Genomic DNA, 23,017 nt, shown 5'->3' with positions numbered 1-23,017 from the left:
CCCGAAGAACCTGGCGATGGCCGCCCCCGAGAGGACCGCGATGTGGCTCAGCCCCGGCCTGGTCGCTTTCGCCCGGCTCTGCCGGCCCGTGACCTCCGCGCTGGGAGCCTGCGCCACACTCGTGCTGCGGCTCTTCAAGGTGGAGCCGAAGGACGAGATCGAGGCCGTCTTCACCAGTGAGCAGCTCAACCGTCTGGTGGAGGACGCGGGCCTGGCCGGCCTGCTGGAACCCGAGGCGCGGGAACGCCTCGGGGACGCCCTGGAGCTGGGCAGCAGGCCCGTCACCGATGTGCTGCTGGACCGGGCGTCCCTGGTGACGGTGGACCCCTCCGTCACCCCGCGCCGCGTGGAGGAGCTGACCGTGCGGACCGGCTACTCCCGCTTCCCCGTCCGCTCGGAGGGCGGCGGCCCGTTCATGGGCTACCTGCACGTCAAGGACGTCCTGGATCTCGAGGACGGCGACCGGGCCGTGCCGCAGCAGGTCTGGCGCCCGATGGCGACCGTACGGGCCGAACTCCCCCTGGACGACGCCCTGACGGTCATGCGCCGCGCTGCCACGCATCTCGCCCAGGTCGCCGACGCGTCGGGCAGGGTGCTCGGCCTGGTCGCCATGGAGGACGTCCTGGAGATGCTCGTGGGCGAGGTCCGCGACCCGGCCCACCGAGTCTCGGCGCCCCGCCGCACGGTGGAGGCGCCGAGGACGAAGGCCATGGCCCCGCTGGGCTGACCCTCCGCCGCCGGGCGGCCCCCTCGGGGACTGTCCGGCGGCCGGCTCACAGGGCTCCGGGCTCCTGCTTCCCTGGGTCCGCCGGGCCGCGCCCGGACAGCACCTCGCCGTAGGCCTGCATCAGATCCGGCAGCCGCAGGGTGGCCAGGTCGTCCCGGGTCGGGGCGGCGACGTAACCGGACAGCCGCAGATCGCGGTAGGCGCAGCTCTTCTCGTACAGGGTGCGCAGGAAACGGCCGTTGCCCAGCTCGTCGATCCAGCCCTGGTCGACCACGTGGCCGCTGATGCTGCGCAGCTCGTCGAGGGACTCCTCGTCCCACGCGTCGCCGTTCTCGGCGGCCAGCACCCCGCCGATCGCGGTGAGTTCGAGGGGACGGTAGCTCGGGAAGTCGACCCGCGTGGTGAAGCGCGAGGAGAGCCCCGGGTTGGTGGAGAGCAGCCGGTCCATGCCCTCGGGATAGCCGGCGAGGATGACGACCAGATGGTCCCTGTTGTCCTCGGCCCGCTTGAGGAGGACCTGCAGTGCCTCGTCGCCGTACGCGTCGCCTTTGCTGTAGCCGGAGTTGGAAAGGCTGTACGCCTCGTCCACGAACAGCACGCCGCCCAGTGCCGAATCGATCAGCTCGTTGGCCTTCACCGCGGTCTGCCCGAGGAACTCGCCCACCAGGTCGGACCGTTGGGCTTCCACCAGGTGGTCGCCGCCGAGGAGCCCGAGTGCGTAGAAGACCCTGCCCAGGATGCGGGCCACCGTGGTCTTGCCCGTCCCTGACGGGCCGGAGAAGACGAAATGGCGCTTCGGAGGCTGCACCGGCAACCCCTGCTCCGCACGCAGCCGCGCCATGTTCAGCTGGGCGGACAGGGCTTTGACCTGGCGTTTCACAGGTTCGAGCCCGACCATGCGTTCGAGCTCGGCCAAGGCCTCCGCGAGCATCACCGGGTCGCTCGGCCCCGCAGGGAAGACGGCGGCCCGCGGTGCCCCGAGCTTCGCCCGTGTCCCGTCACCGCCGCCGGCCGCGGACGGCGGCACCACAGCGCCGGGTACGGCCTGCGGGTCGCCGCCCAGCAGGGGCTCACGGCCGTCCACGAGATCGGTGCCGAGCACCAGGTCCCCGTCCGCCCGGGCCTCCACACCCGTGCCGGTGCCGTCCGAACCGATGCCGGCCAGCGACACCGCGGCGAGGTCGGCGGCCTCGTCGTAACCGTCCCCCTCGGAGATCGCCGCGAGTCTGGCCGAGGTGTCCATGAAAGCCGGGTCCACGCGGTGCACCGCCCGGTACAGCGGCAGGGCCGCCGCACTGCGCCCGGTGCCCTCGTGGGCCCGCGCCAGCCAGTAACGCAGCTCCTTGCGCTGCGGCTGCTCGCTGCGGCAGCGCATCAGCGCGGCGGACAGCAGTGGCTCCGCCTGCCCGTACATCTCCAGGCGCACCCGCGCCATGCCGCCGAAGAGCCCCGCTTCGATGCCGAGCAGCGGATCGTCGATGAGCTGCTCCGTGGTGCGTACGAGCTGCTCCCAGTCCTTGACCAGGTAGGAGCGGCAGGCGTGCAGGAACCGGACCTGGGGGTCGGTGTCGACCGGCGGCAGGCCCGCCAGCGCCCGGTCCAGCTCCGGCACGTGACGGCCGTCCAGCCAGTGCGAGGCGTGCGCGAGGAGCAGATCGCGCGGACTCTCCAGCACCGGCTGCACCCACCACCCCAGCCAGTACCACGAGTTGAGCGTGCGGCGATGGCGGGCGCGCTGCTCACCGAAGCGGTCGCGATGGCGGTACATGCGCAACAGCGCCGTGGCCGTGTCGATCCGCAGCGCGTGCAGCCCCAGCCAGCCGTCAGCCATGCCGGGATCGAAACGCACCGCCGTTCTGAACTCCTCCTCGGCCTGCGGGTACGCGCCCATGGTGTAGGCGTCCACCCCGCGAAGCCAGGCAAGGTCGGCCGGGGCCAGCGTGCCCGGCGTGCCGATGTCCATCAGGTCCCCCACAAACCGTGCCCCCAGAATGCCCTGCCCGCACAGCATGCCCAGCGCGGCGCACCTAATCACCGTGCCGGGGACGGGAATTGACCACACCCGAGAGGCATCGTACCTGCACAGGGAGTGAGCGGTTAAGGGCGTTACCGGCGCTTCGGCGCTGGTGACCCACGGTGAGTGAAGGGCTCGGCCCGACGGGGCGCGAGGGCAGAACGAAGCCCCCGGTCACGGGGGAACAACCGGGGGCTTCGTGTCTGCGGGGGCTCCGAAAAGCCGCACATTGAGAACGTAAGACCTGTACGGGCCCTCGGTCAAGCCGAGTTGAGGTGCCTCCCGGCCATTTTCCGGTGAGCCCGGACGGTGATGCTCAGGCTTCACCGTCCGTGACGATTCGACTCGCCACCGCTGTCGGATGAGGCCCTTCCAGCCACGCGTATCCCGTGGGCATCCGCCGTATCACGCAATCCGCGAAGGGGTACGAGGGATCCACGGCGAAATGCCGCTGCTCGGCGACGGTCCAGCCGTCCCAGAATTCCGAGAGTCCGGGACCGTCGCGGCGCCTGCCCTGTTCCCAGGACGCCTCGCTGCCTCCCTCGATCCACAGCAGTCCGGCGAGGAACGGCCGCACCGCGCGGCGGCCCGCCCCCACTCCCTCGACCAGCATCACGGGGGCGGGATCCAGTGTCCTCGCCGGCCCGAAGCACCGGTTCGTCCAGTCGTACGGGGCGTACCGCGCGGGCTCGCCCCGGGAGAGCGGGTCCAGGACCTGACCGCGGAACCTGTGCGTCCAGGAGAAGAGCTCCTCGTGCGTGGCCAGGTCGTCCAGACGCAGCACGGGGGCGCCGCCGAGCGCCGCGGCCAGCCGGCCGGCGAAGGTGCTCTTGCCGGACCCCGCGTGACCGTCGACCGCGATCAGCCGCACCGGTCCGCAGGACGGCGGCAGGGAGCGCAGCCCGCGCGCGTGGACGGCCAGGTCGTTCATCCCTCCACCCTAAGAGAACCGGCCGGCGGGGCCGTCCCGCGAGGCCGGCCGGCGGGGCTGCCCCGCGAAATCAGCCGGTGGGATTGCCCCGCGAGGACGCGGACCCGCTCCAGGTCCTGCGCGGATGATGCCAGTGGGCCAGACCAATATTGCTCCGGCGGCACGGGCCGAATCACTGGCCGGATCCGGCCCCGACCCGCAATAGTTGGCGCACCGATCGGCGCCCGCAGCCCCAATCCGCTCAACGACCGGGGGTCTCGCCCATGACCAGACCGACTTCACGCAGAACCGTGCTCGCCGCCGCGCTCGCGGCAGCGGCCGGGGCAGGTACTGTGGCCTCCGCCGGCCCGGCGAGTGCCTCCCCCTCCCTCACCTCCCCCTCCCTCGCCCCCTCGTCCCCGGCGACAGCCTCCCTCGTGGACAACCGATTCTGGGCCGCGTACGCCGACTGGCGCTGCGGCTCCTCGGCCGGGACCAGGGCGGTCACCGGCCGACGGCCGGGCCTCGTGATCTCCACTCCCGCCGGCAGCACCGCCTACACCGACCCGCACACCGGCACGACCAGCACCTGGGAGTACGCGACCTGGACCTCACCGGCCCACCGCCCGGCTGTTCCCGCCACCGAGGTGATCGCCTCCTGGAACGCCCACACCCCGCAGGGCACCTGGATCCAGATCGAACTGCGCGGCAGTTACTCGGACGGCACGGACACCCCCTGGTACGTGATGGGCCGCTGGGCCTCCGGCGACACGGACATCCGCCGCACCTCGGTGGACGACCAGAGCGACGGCAGGAGCACGGTCTGGACCGACACCCTCTCGCTGGACGACACGACGAGCGGGCTGCGGCTGGTGTCCTACCGCCTCAGGCTCACCCTGCACCGCACCCCCGGCTCCCGCCTCACTCCGACGGTCCACCGGGCCGGTGCCATGGCCTCGGACATCCCTGACCGCTTCACCGTCCCCGCCGCCGCGCCCCGCACCGTCCGGGAGCTGCCGGTGCCCCGCTACTCGCAGAACGTCCATGTGGGGGAGTACCCCGAGTACGACAACGGGGGCGAGGCCTGGTGCAGCCCTACCTCCTCGCAGATGATCATCGAATACTGGGGCCGCAAACCGACCTCCGAGGATCTGGCCTGGGTGAAACCGGGCCTTGCCGACCCGCAGGTCTGCCACGCCGCCCGCTACACCTTCGACCACCAGTACGAGGGCTGCGGCAACTGGCCTTTCAACACCGCCTATGCCACGACGTACAGGGACATGAACGCCGTGGTCACCCGGCTCGGGTCGCTGACCGACCTGGAGAAGCTGATCGCGGTGGGCATCCCGGTCATCACGTCCCAGTCGTTCCTCAAGGGCGAGCTGACGGGGGCAGGCTACGGGACCTCGGGCCACCTGATGACCGTCATCGGTTTCACGGCCGACGGCGACGTGATCGCCAACGACCCCGCATCACCGTCCAACGACGCGGTGCGCCGCGTCTACCAGCGGCGCGAGTGGGAGAACATCTGGCTACGCACCAAGCGTTACGACGCGAACGGGCAGGTCAGAGGGGGGACGGGAGGGGTCTGTTACGTCTTCTGGCCCGTCGGCCCGGCACCGGCTCAGCACCGCGTTCTGCGGTCGCTCGGGCTGACCTGACCAGGTGCGGCCCCACGGCGGCGTTCGCGGCCGTCAGGTCGTCGAGGCGGCCGTACCGGTCCGGAGCCGCGGGTGTGACACCGGTGACCGGGACGGCCCGTTCACCTCTGCTTATGGCATATGGCCTGAAAGGCCCTTCGTGTTCGTGACGAGTCCCCTGTTGGCTGACACGAACCGATACGCGCACTGTCTACCCAAACTGGGGAGCTATGGGGAAAATCGGACCGCGGGTGCTGGCCGTATTCGCGCCGGCCATGAGCGCTGTCATGCTGTCGACCACAGGCGCCGCCGCTGCGCCCTACGACCCCTACACGGGAACGAATCCGTACACCACCGGATGCGCGGCTGACGCGGTCACCATCGGCACCCGCCAGATCCGCAGCCCTCAGGCGGTGTTCGGGACGATGGAGGTGCGCTACTCACCGAGTTGCCAGACCAACTGGGTGCGTGCCGTCATGAGTGTTTCGAACGCCTCGAACGTGGTCACCAAGGGGGTCCGGCGTATTTCCGGTCAGCCTGACGGGCAGGGCGGCTGGCTCGGGTTCTACGAGAACTACGAGTACGACCCGGCAACCGGTAGCTCGTTCGGCATGCAGGTCTTTGCTCCGGGCGCCACGTGCATCACAGCCATGGCCATCGTGCGTAACGCATCCGGTCAGCCAGTCGCCTTCACCGGAGCGAGCGCGAGCAACGCGTGGGAAGGTTTCTGCTGAGAGACCGCCTTGCCGGACGGTGCAGCGTACGCCAACACCCGGAGCGCCGACCGCACCAGTACCAGCCGCACCCGATCGCTCGCCGAATCCACCGCCCGCACCCCGGCCCTCGCCGACACGGGACGCGAACTCCTCACTGGACTCGGTCTTCGACGCGCCCGCGTCGGAGCGGTCTTTCTGCAAGCCGAACGGGCCTTGGGTCAAGGCCCGTGGCCGGCCGCTGACACGAGGTGGTGCTTCGTATCGTGGTGGCTGACGTGGAGCGGTACATCCGCAGGTGGCCCACTGTCATGAAGGTGGTACATCGCATGCCCGGGGCGGTGGCCTGCTGCTCCGGTTCGCCGGTGAACGACTGTGTTCCTGGCCGGGTGCGGCAGGTTCCGTCACCTCACGACACGGGGTCGGTCAGGCGTAGTGGCGGTAGACGGCCTGGGCGACGCAGGCCGGCTTGTCGCTGCCGTCGACCTCGATGGTGAACGTCAGCGGCATCTGCACGCCGTTGCCCTTGACCTCCTCCACGGTGCCGACGGCGCCGTGCAGGCGGATCTTCGCGCCGACCGGCACAGGACTGAGGAAACGGACCTTGTCCAGGCCGTAGTTGACGCTCATCTTGATCCCGGTGATGGTGAGCAGTTCGCCGAAGAGCGGGATGATGAGGGAGAGGGTCAGGTAGCCGTGGGCGACGGGGCCGCCGAAGGGTCCGTCCTTGGCCCTTTCCGGATCCGTGTGGATCCACTGGTGGTCGTCGGTGGCGTCGGCGAAGGTGTTCACTCGGTTCTGGGTGATGTCGAGCCATTCGGTGCGGCCGAGGTCGGTTCCGCTGAGGGCCTTGAGTCCGTCGGGGCCGTCGGCGACGGAGGGCATGGAAGATCCTTTCGATGGCACGGGCAGCAGGGGGCGCTGCCGGTGAGAGGGGGTTGTCCGGGCGTCCGTCACGGGTGGGGACGCTCGGTGGGAGCAGGCGCGTAGGTGTGGCGCACGGCGGGTTTGATGATCTTTCCGGAGGCCGTACGGGGCAGGGTTTCGGTCAGGACCAGGGACTTGGGAATCTTGTACTTGGCGAGCCGGCCTTGCAGGTGGCCGAGGATGTCGTCCTGGTCGGCGCGGGTGTCGGGCCTGAGGACGACGACGGCGCGGCCGACCTCGCCCCAGACCGGGTCGGGCACGCCGATGACCGCGCATTCGGCGACGGCGGGATGGGTGAGCAGCACGTCCTCGACTTCGGCCGGGTAGACGTTCTCGCCGCCTGAGACGAACATGTCCTTGACCCGGTCGACGATGTAGACGTACCCGTCGTCGTCCGTCCGGGCGATGTCGCCGGTGCGCAGCCAGCGGCCGTCGGTGAAGGCCGCCTCGGTGTCCTCGGGCCGGTTCCAGTAGCCGGTCATGACGTGGGGGCCCTGGACCAGGATCTCGCCGCGCTCGCCCGGCCCGGCCTCGCTGCCGTCCGGCATGACGACGCGGGTGTCGGTGAAGAAGTGCGGCACCCCGGCGGAGCCGGCCTTGGCCGAGGTCTGTTCCCGGTCCAGGAAGAGGACGCCGGGGGACGCCTCGGTCATGCCGTAGCCCTGGCTGAAGGCGAGGCCGCGGTCGAGGTAGGTGGCGATGGTGCGGGCGGGCACAGGGGCGCCGCCGCAGTTGAGGGTGCGCAGGCTGGACAGGTCCGTGGTCTCCCAGCGGGGCCGGGCGGCTATGGCGTCGTACATGGTGGGGACGCCGAACATGTACGTGACGCGCAGGTCCTCGATCAGTTCCAGGACGCGTTCGGCGTCGAAGGCACCGAGGAGGACGACCCTGCCGCCCTTGAGCAGGGTGGGCAGACAGGTCATGTTGAGGCCGGCGGTGTGGAACAGCGGGGCTACGACGAGGGTCACCTCGTCGCCGGCCAGGTCGGTGTCGACGAGGATGTTGACGCTGTTCCAGGTGATGTTGGCATGGGAGAGGACGGCGCCCTTGGAACGGCCCGTGGTTCCGGAGGTGTACATGATCATGCATGGGTCATCGGGCGCCACGGTCTCGTCCAGCGGACCGGTCCCGGCTCCGGCGAGCAGCTCTTCGTAGCCGAGGGCTCCGTCCTGGTCGGGTCCTGCGACCGAGATCCGGCGCCGTACGCCCGCCTCGGCCGCCGCAGCACGGGCCGCTTCGGCCTGCTCGGGTCCGTGGACGAGGAAGGCGCTGCCCGAGTCGGCCAGGTTGTAAGCCAACTCTGTTGTCGCGAGCCGGGTGTTGAGCGGGACGAAGACCGCCCCCAGCGTCCCTGCGGCGAACAGGGTCTCCAGGAAAGCCGGGTGGTTGGGGGCGAGGTAGGCGACGCGGTCACCGTGTTCCGCGCCCAGGGCGCGCAGGGCGTGGGCGAGACGCAGGACGCGCCGGTGCAGGTCCCGGTAGGTCCAGGTGCGGCCCTCGTGGACGACGGCGGTGCGGTCGGGGGTCTTACGGGCCCTGCGTGCCGGCCAGGAGCCGATGCCTTGGTTCAACACGAGCGGTTCCTTCAGTCGGTGAGGAGGCCGAGCAGGCGGGCGGCGTTCTCCTTGAGGATCTTCGGCCGGACCTCGGGCTTGATGTCGAACTTCTCGAAGTCGGCGAGCCACCGGTCGGGGGTGATGACGGGGTAGTCGGAGCCGAAGAGGACCTTGTCCTTGAGCAGGGCGTTCGCGTAGCGCACGAGCTGCGGCGGGAAGTACTTCGGGGACCGGCCGGACAGATCGATGGACACCTGCGGCTTGTGGGTGGCCACCGCCAGGGCCCCGTCCTGCCAGGGGAAGGGCGGGTGGGCGAGGATGATCCGCAGTCCGGGAAAGTCGACCGCGACGTCGTCGACCAGCATCGGGTTGGAGTACTTCAGGCGGATGCCGCCGCCCGGGACGCCGGCGCCGATGCCGGTCTGGCCGGTGTGGAACAGGGCGGGCACGCCGAGTTCCTGGATGGCCCCGTACAGGGGGTGGGCGGGAGGGTCGTTCGGGAGGAACGCCTGGATGCTGGGGTGGAACGTGAAGCCGCGGACGCCGTACTGCTCCACCGGCCGCCGTGCCTCGCGCACGCCCGCACGGCCCTTGTGCGGGTCGATGCTCGCGAAGGGGATCAGGAGGTCGGCGTGGGCGGCGCAGCTCTCGGCGATCTCCTCGATGGTCGGCTGCCGATGGCCGTGGGCCTTGAAGTACTTCTCGGAGGCACCGAACAGTTCCGGGCTCAGCGCCCCGTGGCCGTCCTTGGAGACTTCCGCGTGCGTGTGCACGTCGATGGCGGTGATCCGGTCGAGGCCGAGCGCGAGGTCGGCCATGTCTACGCCTCCGGGGCCTTGGGCGCGGGGATGCCGTAGGTCTCGGGCTCGGCTCCGACGCCGTCCGGCCACTCGGAGGCGATGGCGTCGGCGCTCCAGCCGCCGTCGGCGAAGGCGACGGCCTTCTCCTTGGGGTGTGCCCACAGGGCCAGCCGGTCGCCGCCGATGCCGATCGCCTGGCCGGTCACTCCGTCGGAGCCGTCCGAGGCCAGGAAGGTGATCAGGGCGGCGACGTCCTCGACGGTGCCGAGGCCCTCGTCCTTGCGCAGCCAGTCCGGCAGCGGCCTGCCGGTGCGCTCGGACTCCTCGATGACCGGGGCGAACGCCGGGATGGTCTTGGTCATCTCGGTGGCGGCGACGGGGACGACGGCGTTGACGGTGATGCCGGCGCGGCCCAGTTCCATGGCCCAGGTGCGGGCCATGGCGACGACGCCGGCCTTAGCGGCGGCGTAGTTGGTCTGGCCGAAGTTGCCGCGCTGTCCGGCGGGCGAGGAGATGAGGACGAGCCGGCCGCCGGTGCCCTGTTCGCGCATGCGGACGGCCGCCGCGCGGGCACAGGTGAAGGTGCCGCGCAGATGGACACGGACGACGGCGTCGAAGTCGTCGTCCGTCATCTTCCACAGCACGCGGTCGCGCAGGATGCCGGCGTTGCTGATGAGCACGTCCAGGCGGCCGAACTCTTCCACCGCCGTGTCGACCAGTCGCTGGGCCGCCTCGCTGCCGCCCACCGCCGCGACGACGCCGGTGGCCGTGCCGCCCCCGGAGGTGATCGAGGCGACGGCGGCGTCGACGACGGCCTGGTCGACGTCGTTGACCACGACGGCGGCGCCGGCCGCGGCGAGTGCCTGCGCGTAAGCCAGTCCGAGACCGCGTCCGCTGCCGGTGACGATGGCGACCTTGCCCTGGAGATCCATGAGGGATGCCTCTCGCAGGAAGTGGAGAAGAGGTGAAAGAGGGATGCCGAAAGGCCGGCGCGGGCCGGAACCGACAGGAATCCTGATGAATGGCAGTCTGCACAACCAACAGGATTCCTGTCAATGTTCCAGGGTGGGACGGTCGCCGCCGGGTGGCGCCCGGTACGACGGCGGACCCCGGTCGCCGCGCACGGGCCGACACGACGGAAGGACGGACGTGAGCACCTCACCCCTCTACCTGCTCAAGAGGACGGAGCCGGCGGTGCGCGCCCGCTTGGAGGAGCTGCTCGGGCCCGCCGGGATCACGGCACTGCAGTACACCGCCCTGACGGTCCTGGAACGGCACGACGGCATCTCCGCCGCACGGCTCGCCCGCGACTCCTTCGTCACCGCCCGGTCGGTGGCCGACACGGTCCGGGCACTGGAGAGCCGTAACCTGATCCGCCGCGAGCCCGATCCCGCCAACCGCCGCGAACGCCTCGTCCTGCTCGCCGAGCCGGGGCGGCGATTGCTCGCCGAGTACGCCGGACCGGCCCGCGCACGGGAGGAGCGCGTGGTCGTCGGCCTGGACGCCGAAGAAGTCGACGCACTGCGGGAGGCCCTGACCGGGGCGTGGCGCTCCCTCACGTAACCGGGGGCGCCACGGGCCCGCGCGGCCGGCGCGCGAGCCGTGACGGCGAGCTGTTACCTGAGCACGTACATGCGGATGACCACGGCGTCGTCGCCGTCCGGCCGGGCGAGGCCCACGAAGACCGTCTCCGTGAGCCAGCGGTGGGCGGGAGCATCCGTGCGGAAGGCCGGCGAGGTGCGGTAGTAGTGCCCGGCCTCGGAGACCTGCACCTCTCCTTCGAACTGGTCCGGGGTGTCGGCCTTGGGGCGGTAGTAGCCGCGGTTGACGATGTCGATCACGGCGCCGTCCTCCGCCTGGAGCAGGTAGCGGGCCTCCAGCTCGCACACCTCACCACGCGCACTGCTCCAGTCGCCTCCGCCGGGAAGGACCTTCCCGCGCAGCCGGGGCCCGTCCACGCTGCCTCCGGTGATGGGGGTGAACTCGGTGACCTCCCCGTCACCGTTGCCGATGTGCAGCGTGCCGGACACCTCGGCACGGATCTCGAACGCGAAGTCGAGGGCGGGAGTGAAGGACATGGTGGTTCTCCGCTTCTGCGAGAGGGGGCGGCGACCGTCGCGGGACCTCGAAACATCGCCACGGGTCGGGCGCGGATCCGCGCCGGGCCGATCCCGGCGGGCGGACGACTGGTTCGCGAGATGGTCACGTCTTGTCTCTTGACGCGTCAGCTCACCAGATGCAAGCGTGACATGCAACAGCGTTATATGACGTTCGTTTACGACGGCTCGTCGGCGTTTCCCACCCCCCATGTCGAGCGTCCCCTCCTTCTCCCTCCTCCCGGCAAGGAGCATCAGCCATGGCTGCGAAGAAAACGGTGCTGACGGTGCTCACGGGCGTGGGGCTGCTGGCCGCCACAGCCTGCAGCGCCACGCCGGCCGGAGACGGCACGTCCTCCGAGGCCGAACGTCTCACCACCACCACGGCACCCGGCGACTCCGAAGTGGACCGCGTGACCTGGGCGCTGCCCTACGGCGAACCGACGACGCTGGACCCCGCCAAGATCGGTGACTACTCCCCCCAGACGGTCGAAGCCAACCTCTGCGACACGCTGACCCGGATGAACGCGGACTTCTCCCTGAGTCCCGGTCTCGCCCAGAAGGTCACCTGGTCTGACGAGCGCACTCTCGTGCTCGACCTGCGCCCCGGCGTGAAGTTCTGGGACGGCTCGCCCATGACCCCCGAGGACGTGGTCCACAGCCTGGAACGGCAGCGGGACCCGAGGACGCAGGCCCTGTACGGCAACTACCTGGCCGCCGTGACCTCGATCAAGGCCACCGGCCCCCACCAGGTGACACTGCGGACCAAGGGATACGACCAGACGCTCCCCAAAGCGCTGTCCACCACCTTCGGCGCGGTCAACCAGAAGGCGTACGCCGAGAAGGCCGGCCCCGCCTACGGAACCGCCAAGGGCGGCCTGATGTGCACGGGGCCGTTCAAGCTGGGCGCCTGGAAGTCCGGCAGCGGCATCACCCTGGAACGCAACGGGACCTACTGGGACACCGAACTGAAGCCGAAGGCCAAGCAGATCGAGTTCCGGTTCATCACCAACAACAACACGCTGACCAGCGCACTGCTGTCCGGTGAGGTGGACGGCACCTACGAGCTGCCGCCCAGCAGCGCCACAGCGCTGGGCAAGGCGGACAACGGTGCGGTGCATCTCGGCCCGTCGACCCAGAACGTGCTGCTGGTTCCCGGCAACGCCGAATCGCCCGCGGCCGACCGCAAGCTCCTGGACGCCTTGTCCCTGGTCATCGACCGCAACGCTCTGATCAAGAACGTCTTCGGCGGTGACGCCACCCCCCTGAAGTCACTCGTCCCGCCCCTGACCTGGCGCGGAGACAAGGCCGCCGCTCAGTTTGACGGTGCCTACGCGGCACTTCCGGACGTCCCGGAGCCGGACGTGGAGAAGGCCAAGAAGCTGATCGCACAGGCCCGCCCGGTCTCACGTCCACTGATGGCCGCCATTCCCGCCGGCGACCAGCGCGGACTGCAGGCGCTGACGTTCATCCAGGCCGCGGCCAAGAAGATCGGCGTGGACATCGAGATCAAGCAGCTCCAGCCCACCGAGATGTCCTCGCTCTTCTACGACCCCTCGGTCCGCAAGGGCCTTGACCTCATCCTCACCTTCGGCTACGTCACGATGCCCGATCCGGCGTCCTACGTGGCCGAGAGCCTCACTCCCCGTGGCATCTTCAACTGGACCGGCTACGACAACCCCGAGGTGACCCGGCTGCTCGACCAAGCCCGCACCTCCTCTGACCCCGAGGCTTCGGCCAAGGCGTACGCCGAGGCCCAGACGCTGTTCACCCCCACCACTCCCACGGTGTTCCTGGCCACCACGCACGAGCGGATGTTCATGAACAAGCGCATCAGCGGCGCACCGACCTCCTTCGCTTACATGAGCATGCCGTGGGCCGCTCACCTCGGCGGCACCGGCAAGTAACCGCCGCTCCTTCGAACCAGGGGACGAAGATGACCGACGGCACACCACTGCGGGACCGCTCGGGCACCGAGGCATTCCCCGCACGGGCCGAGGAGACCACCCCGGCTCTCAACGCCCTCCTGGACGTCCGGCCGGAGGAGAACCTGGCCCGGGCCGTGCGTACCCGGCCGGCCCTCTCCCGGGCGCAGACCGGCTGATCACCTTCCGCACAAGCCTTTGACGGCGTGTCCCGGCGGTCTTCACCGACCACCGGGACACGCCGTTTCCCCCTCCCGTTCCTTGCACGCACCCGCCCGTCGGAATCACCCCCTGTCCTTGTCCGAACCCACGTCATGCGGCTCCTCGGGAGGCGTTGCCGCCGAGCGACCGGCACATGCGCGACTGCGCGGCACTGCAAGGCGCCTGAGGAGCCGGCTCCTCGTGGTCAACGCGGCCGTGATCACCTTCGTCTCCCTGGTCACGTTCACGCTGGACGGCCTCGCGGCGACGGTGGTGGCCGGCGCCTGCACACCCGGAATGCTGTTGCTGAGCCTTCAGGCCGGCATCATGATGTTCTCCGCCCTGTGGTACGACCACGGCTGCCGTCGGCGGTACGACCCTCACGTCGGCGCGCTGCACGGCGCCGGAAGGAAACTTTCGGCCCTGTTCCTGGCCGTCGTCTGCCTCTGCTTCCTGCTGTGTCTCGTCTCAGGCATGGCCAGCGACACGGCCTCCGGCTTCTACGCCGCAGAGCTTTCCCTGCCGGCCGTACGCAGCGCTCTGTCCCTGTGCGGCGACTGCATTCCGGTGACCGCTCTGCTCAGCCCCATCGGCACGGTCGCGCCGAGCGGTTACGACAGCATGGTGCCGCCCGCAGCCGCCTGATCCGCCCCACCGCCGAGGGCTCTCGTGTACACCGGCGCGCCCAGGACACCATCGCCGTCATCGAAAGCGTCCTGGCGGAACGCATCGGCGCCGATGCCGTCGGAGCCCTGCGCGAAGCGTCGACCGTTCCCACAGGGGAACCCCCACTGGTGGAAGCGCCCTGAGCGGAGAGGGGGCCACGGACGTGAAGGGCCGACTCGTCGAGCACAGAAGACGTGGAGGGGTTGTTTCTCCGGGCTCGGTGTTCCGGGTGGGACAAGAGGAAGACGGCTGCCCCGCCCCTCGCCGGGACAGCCGTCTTCGTTCGGTGGGCCGCGCGGTGTACAGGACGTCAGGTGACGGCTTCGTCCGCCCTTCTCCGCGGCTTCCAGCCCGGCTTCGGGATGGAAGCGATGAGGCGCCGGGTGTAGGGGTCCCGCGGGTCACCGAGGACGGTGGCGACGGGGCCGTGTTCGACGACCCTTCCCGCCTGCATCACCAGGACGTCGTCGCTGATGTGACGGACGGCGCCGAGATCGTGCGTGATGAACAGCAGGGCCGTGCCGGTGTCCGCCCGGACGCGGGCGAGCAGGGCCAGGATCTGCGCCTGGATGGACACGTCCAGGGCCGCGATGGCCTCGTCCAGGATCAGTACCCGTGGCTCGGCGGCCAGGGCGCGGGCAATGGCGACGCGCTGGCGCTGTCCACCGGAGAGCGCCTTCGGCAGGGAACGTGCCTGCCGGTCGTCCAGGCCCACCATGTCGAGCAGCTCGGCCACGCGGGCGCGGTTCCGGTCCGCCGGCAGGTCCCTGTGCAGCGCGACCGCCTCGGCGACGGCGTCGCCGACGCGCTGGCGCCGGTCGAGGGACGAGTAGGGGTCCTGGAACACCATCTGGATCCGCCGACCGCGGGCGCGGCGCTCGTGTGACCGCGGCGGGCCGGACCCGCGCTCGCCGACGGCGACGTGTCCGCCACTGACCGTCTCGAGTCCGGCGATCATGCGGGCGGTGGTCGTCTTGCCCGATCCCGATTCGCCGACGATCGCCAGGGACCCCTGCTCCGGGAGTGAGAACGTCACGTCGTCCACGGCGACGAAGTCACCGAACTCCTTGCGGAGATTGCGCACCTCAAGCATGGCTTCCGGTCCCCTCGGACGGGAGCGGGCGGGGGAAGTGGCAGACCGCCGTGGCGTCACCGGTGGAGATCGGTTCCGGCCGGTCGCTGCGGCACAGGTCTTGGACGTGGGGACATCGTTCGCTGAACGCGCATCCGTCGGGTACCTCGAAGCCGGACAGGGGTCTTCCGGGGATGGAGCGGAGTTCCGCGGTGGGGTCGGAGACCGGGGGACGGGAAGCCAGCAGGGCGCGCGTGTAGGGATGGGCGGCGTGCCCGCGCAGACGGTCCGCGGGGAGCTCTTCCACGGTCGTGCCCGCGTACATCACCACGACCCGGTCGCACACGGCTGCCGCGAGTTCCAGGTCGTGGGTGATGAACAGCATGGCGAGCCCCCGGGCTTCGCGGGCCTCGCCGATGACGGCCATCACCTCCTCCTGGGTGGTCACGTCGAGGGCGGTGGTCGGCTCGTCCGCGAGGAGCAAGCAGGGTTCGGCAGCCAGTGCGGCAGCGATCATGACACGCTGGAGCAGGCCGCCCGACAGTTCGTGGGGCCGTTGGCGCATCCGCCGTTCGGCGTCGGCGATGCCGACCTCCCGCAGGATTCCCGTGACTTTCCCAACGGCCTCGGCGGTCGGGACACGCCGCGCGGTGGTCAGCCCTTCGATCAGGAAGTCGCCGACGCTGCGGGCGGGGTTGATGTGGGCACGGGGGTCCTGGAACACCATGGCGACCTCGGTCGCGCGGAAGGCGCGCAGGCGCCCGGGCTTCATCCGCAGGACCGATTCCCCGGCGAACCGCACGTCTCCGTGGATCCGGGCGTTTCCGGGAAGCAGTCCCATGACGGAGCGGGCGATCAGGGACTTGCCGGATCCGGATTCGCCCACCAGGGCGACGGCCGTGCCTTCGGGGATGGTCACATCGGCGTGGTGGACGACGGTGCGCGGCGTTCCGTCGAGGGGCAGGTCGACGCCGAGCGCGTCGATCCGGAGCAGAGGTGGTGTGCTCATGCGTTCTCTCCGAGCAGACGTCGTGACAGTCCCGTTCCCAGCAGGTTGAACGCGACGACGACAATCAGGATGGCGATGCCCGCGTACAGCGACTGCTGCGGCTGGCCGGCGAGGATGGAGGGGGCCCCGCTGGACACCATCAGTCCCCACTCCGGGTCCGGCGGCTGGCTGCCAAGCCCGAGGAAGGAGATCGCGGCCACGTCGAGCAGGGCGTATCCGAATCCGATGGTGGCCTGGACGAGGATGAGGGGGAGCAGGTTCGGCAGCAGGTGCCGCAGCCAGATGCGGGCGGTGGGCGCGCCGAGGAGCTGGAGCGCCGACACGTAGGGCAGGTTGCGTTCCTTGATCGCGGCCGAGCGCACGACGCGGGTGATCAGAGGGAGGTAGGCGATCGACAGGGCGACGACCGGTGCGGTGAGCCCGGCGCCGAAGACCGCGGCGACGAGGACGGCCATGATGAGCCCTGGGAAGCCGAAGACAATGTCGAGGGCCCCGGAGACGAACCGGTCGGTCCAGCCTCCGAACCAGGCCGCGGCCAGCGCGAGGAGGGTGCCGAGCGTGGTGGAGACGAAGATGACGACGGCGGGGGCGGCGAGGCTGGCACGGGTGCCGACGATCAGCCGGGACAGCAGGTCGCGTCCGGTGTCGTCCGTCCCGAGGAGATGGGTGGTGGACGGTCCGGCGTTGACGTTCAGGGGGTCGACGGCGTTCGGGTCGTGCGGGGCGAGCAGTGGCCCGAGCACAGCCAGCAGGACGAACAGGGTGACGACGCATCCCGCGCCAAGCGTCAGGTGGTCACGTGGGCGTCCGGTCCTCTGTTTGGAGGCGGCACGGACGGACAGGGCGGTGGTCATCGGACCCCCTTCTGCGCGGTACGGGGGTCAAGGGCCTCGCTGACCAGGTCGACGGTGGTGTTGATGACGACGAAGACGACCACGAAGATCAGCGACACGGCTTGGACGACGGCCATGTCCTGCTTGGACGCGGCCTCGATCATGAGGGCTCCGAGCCCTCCGGTGCCGAACGCCTGCTCGGCGACGGCAGCGGTGGCGATGAGTCCGGCGATGCCGACGCCGGAGACGGCGAAGACGGGGCCGGAGGCGTTGTGCAGCACGTGCCGCCTGATCACCGTGCGTTCGGGGACGCCGCGGCTGCGGGCGGTCTCCACGTGCTCGGAGCGCATCTCCGCGCGGACGGCGGTCCGGGTCACCTGGGCGACGTAGCCGATCCAGGTCAGCGCAAGCGCGACGGACGGGAGCGTCAGGTGCGTCAGGGTGCCGGTGAAGCCCTCGCCGGATCCGTAGACGGGGAACCACGGGAGCTGGACGGCGAAGAGCCAGATGAGCAGGACCGCCATGACGAAGGTCGGCACCGCCATCGCACCCGCCGTCAGGGTCGTCACCAGGGTTTCCGTATGTCCGCCGCGCAGGGCGGCGACCGTACCGATGACGGTGCCGGCGACGAGGACGAGGACGGCGGCGTAGGCGACGAGCGCGAGGGTGTCGCCGGCGCGCGCGCCGATGAGGCCGGCGACGGAGTCGCGGTAGACGAGGGACTTCCCGAAGTCCCCCTGCAGGCAGTTGCTCAGCCAGTGCCAGTAGCCCTGGACGAACGGATCGTCCAGGTGGTACTCACGGTGGATCTGCGCCAGCACGGCGGGATCGGGGTTGCGGCTGCCGCCGACGAGCAACGTGGCGGGGTCCCCCGGGGTGAGGAACATCGCGCCGTAGATGGCCACGCTGGAGACGAGCACGGTCACGACGAGCATGCTGAGGCGGGTGGCGACGAAGCGGAGGCTCATTCCGGGCCACCTCGCTCACGGTGCCGGCCCGTGGCGGGGTGGTGCGCTGCCGAGTCTGTCGGCGGCGTGCTGGGGAGGTGTCGCAGAGGGAGCATGGGCCCTCCAGGGTGCGGGGGCTATTCGCCGCTTTCGGGCAGGACGGTCAGACACAGGCGGGAGGGGTGGGCGGAACCGGTCCGGAGTTTCTGCAGGCTCGCCTTGGGAGCGGTCGTCAGCCACGGGTTCTCTGTGGAGCCGGAGTTGGGCAGATGGTTGGGGAAGTCGCTGCCGGCGATCATCAGCGCGAGGCGGTGTCCCGGACGCATCCGGTAGCCGGTGTGGCCAAGAGCGATCTCCACCTCGCCCGGCTCGTCGGCTTGGGCACAGCCGCGCACGATCAGGCGTGCCGTGCCGTCCGGGGCCAGATCGAGGAGACGGACGAACACGTCGAACGTGTGCGCCGTGCTCTCCACGTGCAGCATCGCGTGGACGGGACCGGCGAGGTCGAGTGGCCGGTCGGAGGCAGGGCCGGTGAACACGAGGACGTCGTCCCGATCGAGGGTGGGACGCTCATCGACGTGGTCGCGCAGTTGCAGGAAGGTGTCGGCTGCGGCGGACGGCACGAGATCGTCGGGGTCGTACCGCCACTCCGCCGACTCCGCCCCGGCGGCCGGGCGTGGGGCGAGCGTCCCGCCGGGTGCTCTCCCGGCGGCGGCGTCCGGCTCTGCCAGGTACAGCTCAGCCGTCGTGGCTTCGGGCAGGGGCCAGGCCTCGGAGGTGCGCCAGCCCTCGTGGCCGAGCTTCCAGCGCACCCGGGGAAGTGAATCGGGCTGTGCGGTGCCCTTCAGGAAGACGTCGAAGAACTCGATCGCGGGGCCGGTGTAGGAGTCCAGCATGCGTTCGAGGGCGGCGGCATCGGCCAGGTGATCGGTCTCGGGCGTGGCCGGGGCGTCTTCCAGGAAGTAGTTCTCGTGGTCGATCGTGTCGGCGATCAGATACTGGACGGCTGCCCAGCCGGGGCGTTCGGCCAGCTCCGTGTAGTCGCGCATGTGGGCGATGCCGAGGTTGTCGAACCAGCCCACGCAGTGCAGCACGGGTACGGGGCGGGCGTCGTAAGGGTGCGGGCCGTTGTACGGGGCGAGAGGGATGCCGCCGAGGACGAGGTCGAAACCGGCCGAGCGCTTCCCGATCGCGGTGAACACCTCCTCATAGGCGGCGATAACCGGGCGCCTGGTGAGATCGACGTCGAACTCGTAGGTGTCGTTGTCCACCCATACCTGGGCCTGGTAGGTGGCCCCTTCCAGCCACAGAGGCTGTCGGCCGGAGCCGGAGTCGTAGGTGGCGATACCGGGGGCGTTCGTGGTGCAGGTCACCCGGGGCACGATGGCGCGCAGGGCGGGGTGCTGGCTGGAGACCGCAGACCACTGTGTGAACCCGTAGTACGAGTCGCCGAACATGCCCACGATCCCGTCGGACCAGGACTGCCGGACGATCCACTCGATAGTGTCGTAGCCGTCGTCGACCTCTCCGGTCCAGCCCAGCGTCTGTCCTTGCGAGCGGAACTTGCCGCGGACGTCCTGGACCACGACGACATAACCGTGCGCCGTGAACCTCTCCGCGATCTTGTCGAAGAAGACGTACCGGCTGTTCTTGTCGTAGGGGACACGGGCCAGCACGGTCGGCGCGGGCCTTCCCGGGGTGGCACCGTACACATCGGTGGCCAGAAGCACCCCGTCACGCATGCGCACCATGTGCTGCTCTGCGTGCGGAGGGGCGGGTTCTGGTGTGACGCGCTGGACGGCAGGGCTCACAGAAGCCTCCACGAAGACAAATCTTTGGAAAACATTGTTATATAACAACGTTGCATCTACATGCGTTCGTCGTCAACCCCCTCTGCGCTAGGTTGCTGCCATGCCGATCGATGTCGACGAAGTTCAGCGGCGCAGCGCGATTGCCCAGGCGACCCTTGCCGTCGCGGCGCGGGACGGGGCGCGCGCCATCACCATCCGTGCCGTGGCCAAGGAACTCGGCGGATCCACGGCCATGGTCACCAACTACGTGCCCACCCGCACGGCACTGATCACCAACGCCGTACGCGCTGCCGAATCCCGCTGGCGGGCCGACCTGGAAGCACACCTGGGCGACCTGGACGGAGCGGACCGACTGCGCGCCACGGTGGAATGGCACCTCAGCACCGAACCTGAGGACCGGCTGCTCCGCACCCTTTGGGTCGAGATGCTCTCGTCGGCGCACACCGACCCCAACGGGGTCGACCGGCGCGAACCGCGTGAGGCGCGCCAGGAGCTCCTCGACGCTTCCGCCGCCGCGGGAGTACCCGACGCCGATCTCGCCGCAGACGTCCTGTCCCTGCTGACCCGCGGCTACTACGTCTCCGCCATGGAGGAGCCGGCCTACTGGACGGCGGAGCGGGCCGACCGCGTCGCCCAGGCTATGGTGGACGCCCTCATCGGCACCTGAAGCGAGCCTTCTCGGCCGCGAGTCCGACCGGCGAACCGTTCGAGCAGCCATCATGATGGAGGGCTTCGTGAACGGCAGGACAGAGCCGCGTCAAGGCGTACCGGGAAGGCAACTCGGACACGTCACTCCCATGCGCGAGGCTGCGTCGGCTTCCCGCACGGACGCTCAGGGATCGGCCGTCAGGCGCGACAGCCAAGTGATGACGGCCGTCCTCGCGGCGCTCGGCACTCCTCCGCCCAGCCGTGTCACGCCTCATCGATTCGTCGGCCGTGCGGCGGATCGGCACCCCTTCGTCCCCGTGACGCACCGGTCAGGGGTTGACAGGGCGCGCGGCAAGAACGCACTCTGACGCCGTAATAAAACGCCGTTTCATCACGGCGTGGCGTACGGCGTCGCCCTCGGCCGGACACAGTCCACCGAGCACCGTCTGCTTTCTCCTTCTCACCCTGCCCCCTCGTGCCATCGGTGAGCCGGCCCCTTCCGAAGAGGTGTTCCTTGGGTAAGTACGAACCGTCCGCAGCCCTGTGGCAGCGTTCCGCCACCGACCTGGCTGAAGTCATTCGGACCCGCGAGGTCTCCTCCGAAGAACTCGTACAGTCCTGTTTGGACCGCATCGCCGAGACCAACCCTCAGCTGAACGCGCTGGTGGACATCCGTCCGGAGGAGGCACTCGCCGCCGCCCGTCGTGCCGACGCGGAGGTGGCTGCGGGCGGAGAGCTGGGGCCGCTGCACGGAATCCCCGTGTCCATCAAGATCAATACCGATCAGGAGGGATACGCCACCAGCAACGGGGTGACCGCGCTGGCTGACAAGGCGGCGACCGGCGACGCGGCGTGCGTCACCGCGCTGCGTGAGGCAGGCGCTGTTCCACTCGGCCGTTCCAACTCGCCCGGCTTCTCGTTCCGCTGGTTCTCCACCAACGAGCTGTACGGCCGCACGCTCAACCCGTGGGACGAGGACCGTACGCCGGGCGGCTCCAGCGGTGGATCCGCCAGCAGCCTGGCCGCAGGTATGACGCCGATCGCCCAAGGCAACGACATCGGTGGCTCGATCCGCTTCCCCGCCGCCTGCTGCGGCGTGGTCGGCGTGCGGCCCACCGTGGGCCGTGTCTCCGACTACGGTCCGCCCGCCTTCGCCGACACCCCCGGCGGACCGGTGGAACTGGATTTCCCGCCCACCGTCCACTACTGCGCCGTGCAGGGCCCGCTGGCCCGCAACGTGGCCGACGCCCGCCTGGCACTGCACGCGATGAGCGCACCTGACGTGCGGATACCGCAGGGTGTCCCGGCATTTCCCGCCGCAGCGCGGCCCGCCGGCCCGGTCGCCGTCACCGTGGTACGGGGCAACGTCGACGTCAAGAACCATCCGGCCGTCGACCGGGCCCTGGACGCGGCCGTGAACCGCTTGGTGGACGCCGGCTACGTCGTCGACGAAGTGAACCAGCTGTCCCTGCTCACCGAAGCATCACGGCTGTGGGCGCTGCTGATCACCGAGGACATCCGCCTCATCCTGCCGGTCGTGCAGGAGATGGGCGACGAGGCGATCCGCACAGCGCTGGAGGGCCACTTCGGATACGCCGCCGAGGTGTGGGGTGAGCGTCCCTCCCTGGAGACCTACATCAACGGCTGGGCACGACGCGCCACCCTGATCACCCGACTGCAGGAACTCCTCGGCAAGCACCGGCTGCTGCTCACGCCGGCCTGCGCGGAACTTCCCTTCGAGCAGGACGCGGACCAGGCGGGGCCCGGACGTACCCGCGAGCTGTTCTCCGCCATGTGGCCGATGACCGCAGTCCCGGTCCTTGGTTTCCCCGCTGTCACCCTGCCGGTCGCACTGGAGGACGGCCTGCCGGTGGGAGTGCAGCTCATCGGCGGCCGTTTCGAGGAAGACCTCATCCTCGACGCCGCCCAGGCCGTCGAGGACCGCACGCCGATGATCCGGATGTGGGACCAGGTGTCCTGACACGACCGGCAGTCGGCATGATGCCGCCTTCACGGATCGGCCCACCGCCGGTCCGTGGCGGCTGACGGCTCCTGACAAAAGGAGGCTGAAGAACGCCCTCGACCGCCGTACGTGGGCCACCCGCCAGGAGTCGCGGATCGCGATCGTGACCTGGATCGAGCGCGCATGCCACCGGCGCCGATGTCGGAGACGCCTGACCCGATCGGCCCCCGTCGAGTACGAGGCAATCATGACCCCAGCCGCAGCGCTGGCTGCATAAACCTGGTTGTCATCCGATCATGCAGCAGTCCCTTCCCTTGACCATGTTCGTTACGTGGGACATTCCGTGCTCTTCCCTCGCGTGCTGGCCACGACACGGCCGTCAGGGCCGATTCACATGATCGTGTTACGAGCTGTTGGCCAACACCGTTGCGTTTATCTCTGTGAACGGTTCGCGAGCCCGTGCTCGAAGAACGTGACGGTGGTGCGGATGGTGTAGTTCTGGCTGGTCGTGGGGTGCTGTCCGGCGTTCGGTCCGTACTTGCTGGTGGGGTTCTTGCGG

The 23,017-nt window shown here is 69.9% G+C and carries 21 protein-coding genes; 9 read left to right on the top strand and 12 right to left on the bottom strand.

Annotated features, from left to right (window positions below; all coding sequences use genetic code 11):
- Nucleotides 1-727 (top strand): CBS domain-containing protein (locus tag VN520_RS23195; RefSeq protein ID WP_325748873.1); only part of this gene is annotated, 727 nt, incomplete at its 5' end.
- A 46-nt stretch (nucleotides 728-773) separates the two neighbouring features.
- Here VN520_RS23195 and VN520_RS23190 read toward each other — a convergent pair.
- Together VN520_RS23190 and VN520_RS23185 are read right to left on the bottom strand one after the other, a co-directional pair.
- Nucleotides 774-2,690, bottom strand: coding sequence for an AAA family ATPase (locus VN520_RS23190; RefSeq protein WP_325748872.1), 1,917 nt, complete (start codon nucleotides 2,688-2,690; stop codon nucleotides 774-776).
- Nucleotides 2,691-3,057: 367 nt separating this feature from the next.
- Complete coding sequence (locus VN520_RS23185; protein ID WP_325748871.1) at nucleotides 3,058-3,672, bottom strand: hypothetical protein; 615 nt, start codon at nucleotides 3,670-3,672, stop codon at nucleotides 3,058-3,060.
- A gap of 263 nt (nucleotides 3,673-3,935) precedes the next feature.
- Between VN520_RS23185 and VN520_RS23180 the strand changes: the two genes are divergently transcribed.
- Together VN520_RS23180 and VN520_RS23175 are read left to right on the top strand one after the other, a co-directional pair.
- The gene (locus tag VN520_RS23180; RefSeq protein ID WP_325748870.1) at nucleotides 3,936-5,312 is read left to right on the top strand and encodes a peptidase C39 family protein; all 1,377 of its coding nucleotides are present in this window, start codon (nucleotides 3,936-3,938) and stop codon (nucleotides 5,310-5,312) included.
- A 209-nt stretch (nucleotides 5,313-5,521) separates the two neighbouring features.
- The gene (locus tag VN520_RS23175; RefSeq protein WP_325748869.1) at nucleotides 5,522-6,025 is read left to right on the top strand and encodes a DUF2690 domain-containing protein; all 504 of its coding nucleotides are present in this window, start codon (nucleotides 5,522-5,524) and stop codon (nucleotides 6,023-6,025) included.
- Nucleotides 6,026-6,430: 405 nt separating this feature from the next.
- Here the strand turns inward: VN520_RS23175 and VN520_RS23170 are convergent, their stop codons facing one another.
- The 4 genes from VN520_RS23170 to VN520_RS23155 form a co-directional block, all read right to left on the bottom strand.
- A complete protein-coding gene (locus VN520_RS23170) occupies nucleotides 6,431-6,889 on the bottom strand; it encodes a MaoC family dehydratase (RefSeq protein WP_325748868.1) in 459 nt (152 codons plus the stop codon).
- Nucleotides 6,890-6,957: 68 nt separating this feature from the next.
- The gene (locus VN520_RS23165) at nucleotides 6,958-8,505 is read right to left on the bottom strand and encodes a long-chain fatty acid--CoA ligase (protein ID WP_325748867.1); all 1,548 of its coding nucleotides are present in this window, start codon (nucleotides 8,503-8,505) and stop codon (nucleotides 6,958-6,960) included.
- Nucleotides 8,506-8,516: 11 nt separating this feature from the next.
- Nucleotides 8,517-9,305, bottom strand: coding sequence for an amidohydrolase family protein (locus VN520_RS23160; protein ID WP_325748866.1), 789 nt, complete (start codon nucleotides 9,303-9,305; stop codon nucleotides 8,517-8,519).
- Nucleotides 9,306-9,307: 2 nt separating this feature from the next.
- Nucleotides 9,308-10,219 (bottom strand): SDR family NAD(P)-dependent oxidoreductase, encoded by a 912-nt coding sequence (locus VN520_RS23155; protein WP_325748865.1) that lies wholly within the window; start codon nucleotides 10,217-10,219, stop codon nucleotides 9,308-9,310.
- A 217-nt stretch (nucleotides 10,220-10,436) separates the two neighbouring features.
- On the opposite strand from VN520_RS23155, the gene VN520_RS23150 reads away from it, so the two are divergent.
- Complete coding sequence (locus tag VN520_RS23150) at nucleotides 10,437-10,850, top strand: MarR family winged helix-turn-helix transcriptional regulator (protein WP_325748864.1); 414 nt, start codon at nucleotides 10,437-10,439, stop codon at nucleotides 10,848-10,850.
- A 53-nt stretch (nucleotides 10,851-10,903) separates the two neighbouring features.
- On the opposite strand, the gene VN520_RS23145 is transcribed toward VN520_RS23150, so the two are convergent.
- Nucleotides 10,904-11,365 (bottom strand): DUF3237 domain-containing protein, encoded by a 462-nt coding sequence (locus tag VN520_RS23145; protein WP_325748863.1) that lies wholly within the window; start codon nucleotides 11,363-11,365, stop codon nucleotides 10,904-10,906.
- A gap of 278 nt (nucleotides 11,366-11,643) precedes the next feature.
- Here VN520_RS23145 and VN520_RS23140 point away from each other — a divergent pair, with 278 nt between their 5' ends.
- From VN520_RS23140 to VN520_RS23130, 3 genes are all read left to right on the top strand, one after another.
- Nucleotides 11,644-13,290 carry an ABC transporter substrate-binding protein gene (locus VN520_RS23140; protein ID WP_325748862.1) on the top strand — a complete coding sequence of 549 codons (1,647 nt, stop codon included), beginning with the start codon at nucleotides 11,644-11,646 and terminating at the stop codon, nucleotides 13,288-13,290.
- Between the two features lie 29 nt (nucleotides 13,291-13,319).
- Nucleotides 13,320-13,487 carry a hypothetical protein gene (locus VN520_RS23135; protein ID WP_325748861.1) on the top strand — a complete coding sequence of 56 codons (168 nt, stop codon included), beginning with the start codon at nucleotides 13,320-13,322 and terminating at the stop codon, nucleotides 13,485-13,487.
- Nucleotides 13,488-13,710: 223 nt separating this feature from the next.
- Nucleotides 13,711-14,154: a hypothetical protein gene (locus VN520_RS23130; RefSeq protein ID WP_325748860.1), complete on the top strand. Its 444-nt coding sequence runs from the start codon at nucleotides 13,711-13,713 to the stop codon at nucleotides 14,152-14,154.
- 331 nt (nucleotides 14,155-14,485) lie between these two features.
- Here VN520_RS23130 and VN520_RS23125 read toward each other — a convergent pair whose 3' ends face one another.
- From VN520_RS23125 to VN520_RS23105, 5 genes are all read right to left on the bottom strand, one after another.
- A complete protein-coding gene (locus tag VN520_RS23125) occupies nucleotides 14,486-15,268 on the bottom strand; it encodes an ABC transporter ATP-binding protein (RefSeq protein WP_325748859.1) in 783 nt (260 codons plus the stop codon).
- Nucleotides 15,261-16,256 carry an ABC transporter ATP-binding protein gene (locus VN520_RS23120; protein WP_325748858.1) on the bottom strand — a complete coding sequence of 332 codons (996 nt, stop codon included), beginning with the start codon at nucleotides 16,254-16,256 and terminating at the stop codon, nucleotides 15,261-15,263. Before VN520_RS23120 ends, VN520_RS23125 begins: the two co-directional genes overlap by 8 nt.
- Nucleotides 16,253-17,110 (bottom strand): ABC transporter permease, encoded by an 858-nt coding sequence (locus VN520_RS23115; RefSeq protein WP_325748857.1) that lies wholly within the window; start codon nucleotides 17,108-17,110, stop codon nucleotides 16,253-16,255. The genes VN520_RS23120 and VN520_RS23115 overlap by 4 nt, the downstream gene beginning before the upstream one ends.
- Nucleotides 17,107-18,057: an ABC transporter permease gene (locus VN520_RS23110; RefSeq protein ID WP_325748856.1), complete on the bottom strand. Its 951-nt coding sequence runs from the start codon at nucleotides 18,055-18,057 to the stop codon at nucleotides 17,107-17,109. Before VN520_RS23110 ends, VN520_RS23115 begins: the two co-directional genes overlap by 4 nt.
- Before the next feature lie 116 nt (nucleotides 18,058-18,173).
- Nucleotides 18,174-19,847, bottom strand: coding sequence for a CocE/NonD family hydrolase (locus VN520_RS23105; protein ID WP_325748855.1), 1,674 nt, complete (start codon nucleotides 19,845-19,847; stop codon nucleotides 18,174-18,176).
- 100 nt (nucleotides 19,848-19,947) lie between these two features.
- Here VN520_RS23105 and VN520_RS23100 point away from each other — a divergent pair, with 100 nt between their 5' ends.
- On the top strand, nucleotides 19,948-20,514 hold the full coding sequence (locus VN520_RS23100) for a TetR/AcrR family transcriptional regulator (RefSeq protein WP_325748854.1): 567 nt from the start codon (nucleotides 19,948-19,950) through the stop codon (nucleotides 20,512-20,514).
- 495 nt (nucleotides 20,515-21,009) lie between these two features.
- Nucleotides 21,010-22,476, top strand: coding sequence for an amidase (locus tag VN520_RS23095; protein WP_325748853.1), 1,467 nt, complete (start codon nucleotides 21,010-21,012; stop codon nucleotides 22,474-22,476).
- The last annotated feature ends 541 nt before the right edge of the window (nucleotides 22,477-23,017 follow it).

The sequence above is a fragment of the Streptomyces sp. genome (assembly GCF_035563135.1).
In the GTDB taxonomy this organism is placed as follows: domain Bacteria; phylum Actinomycetota; class Actinomycetes; order Streptomycetales; family Streptomycetaceae; genus Streptomyces.
The sequence above is the reverse complement of the archived record's forward strand: the minus strand, read 5'-3'. Positions and strand labels throughout refer to the sequence as shown.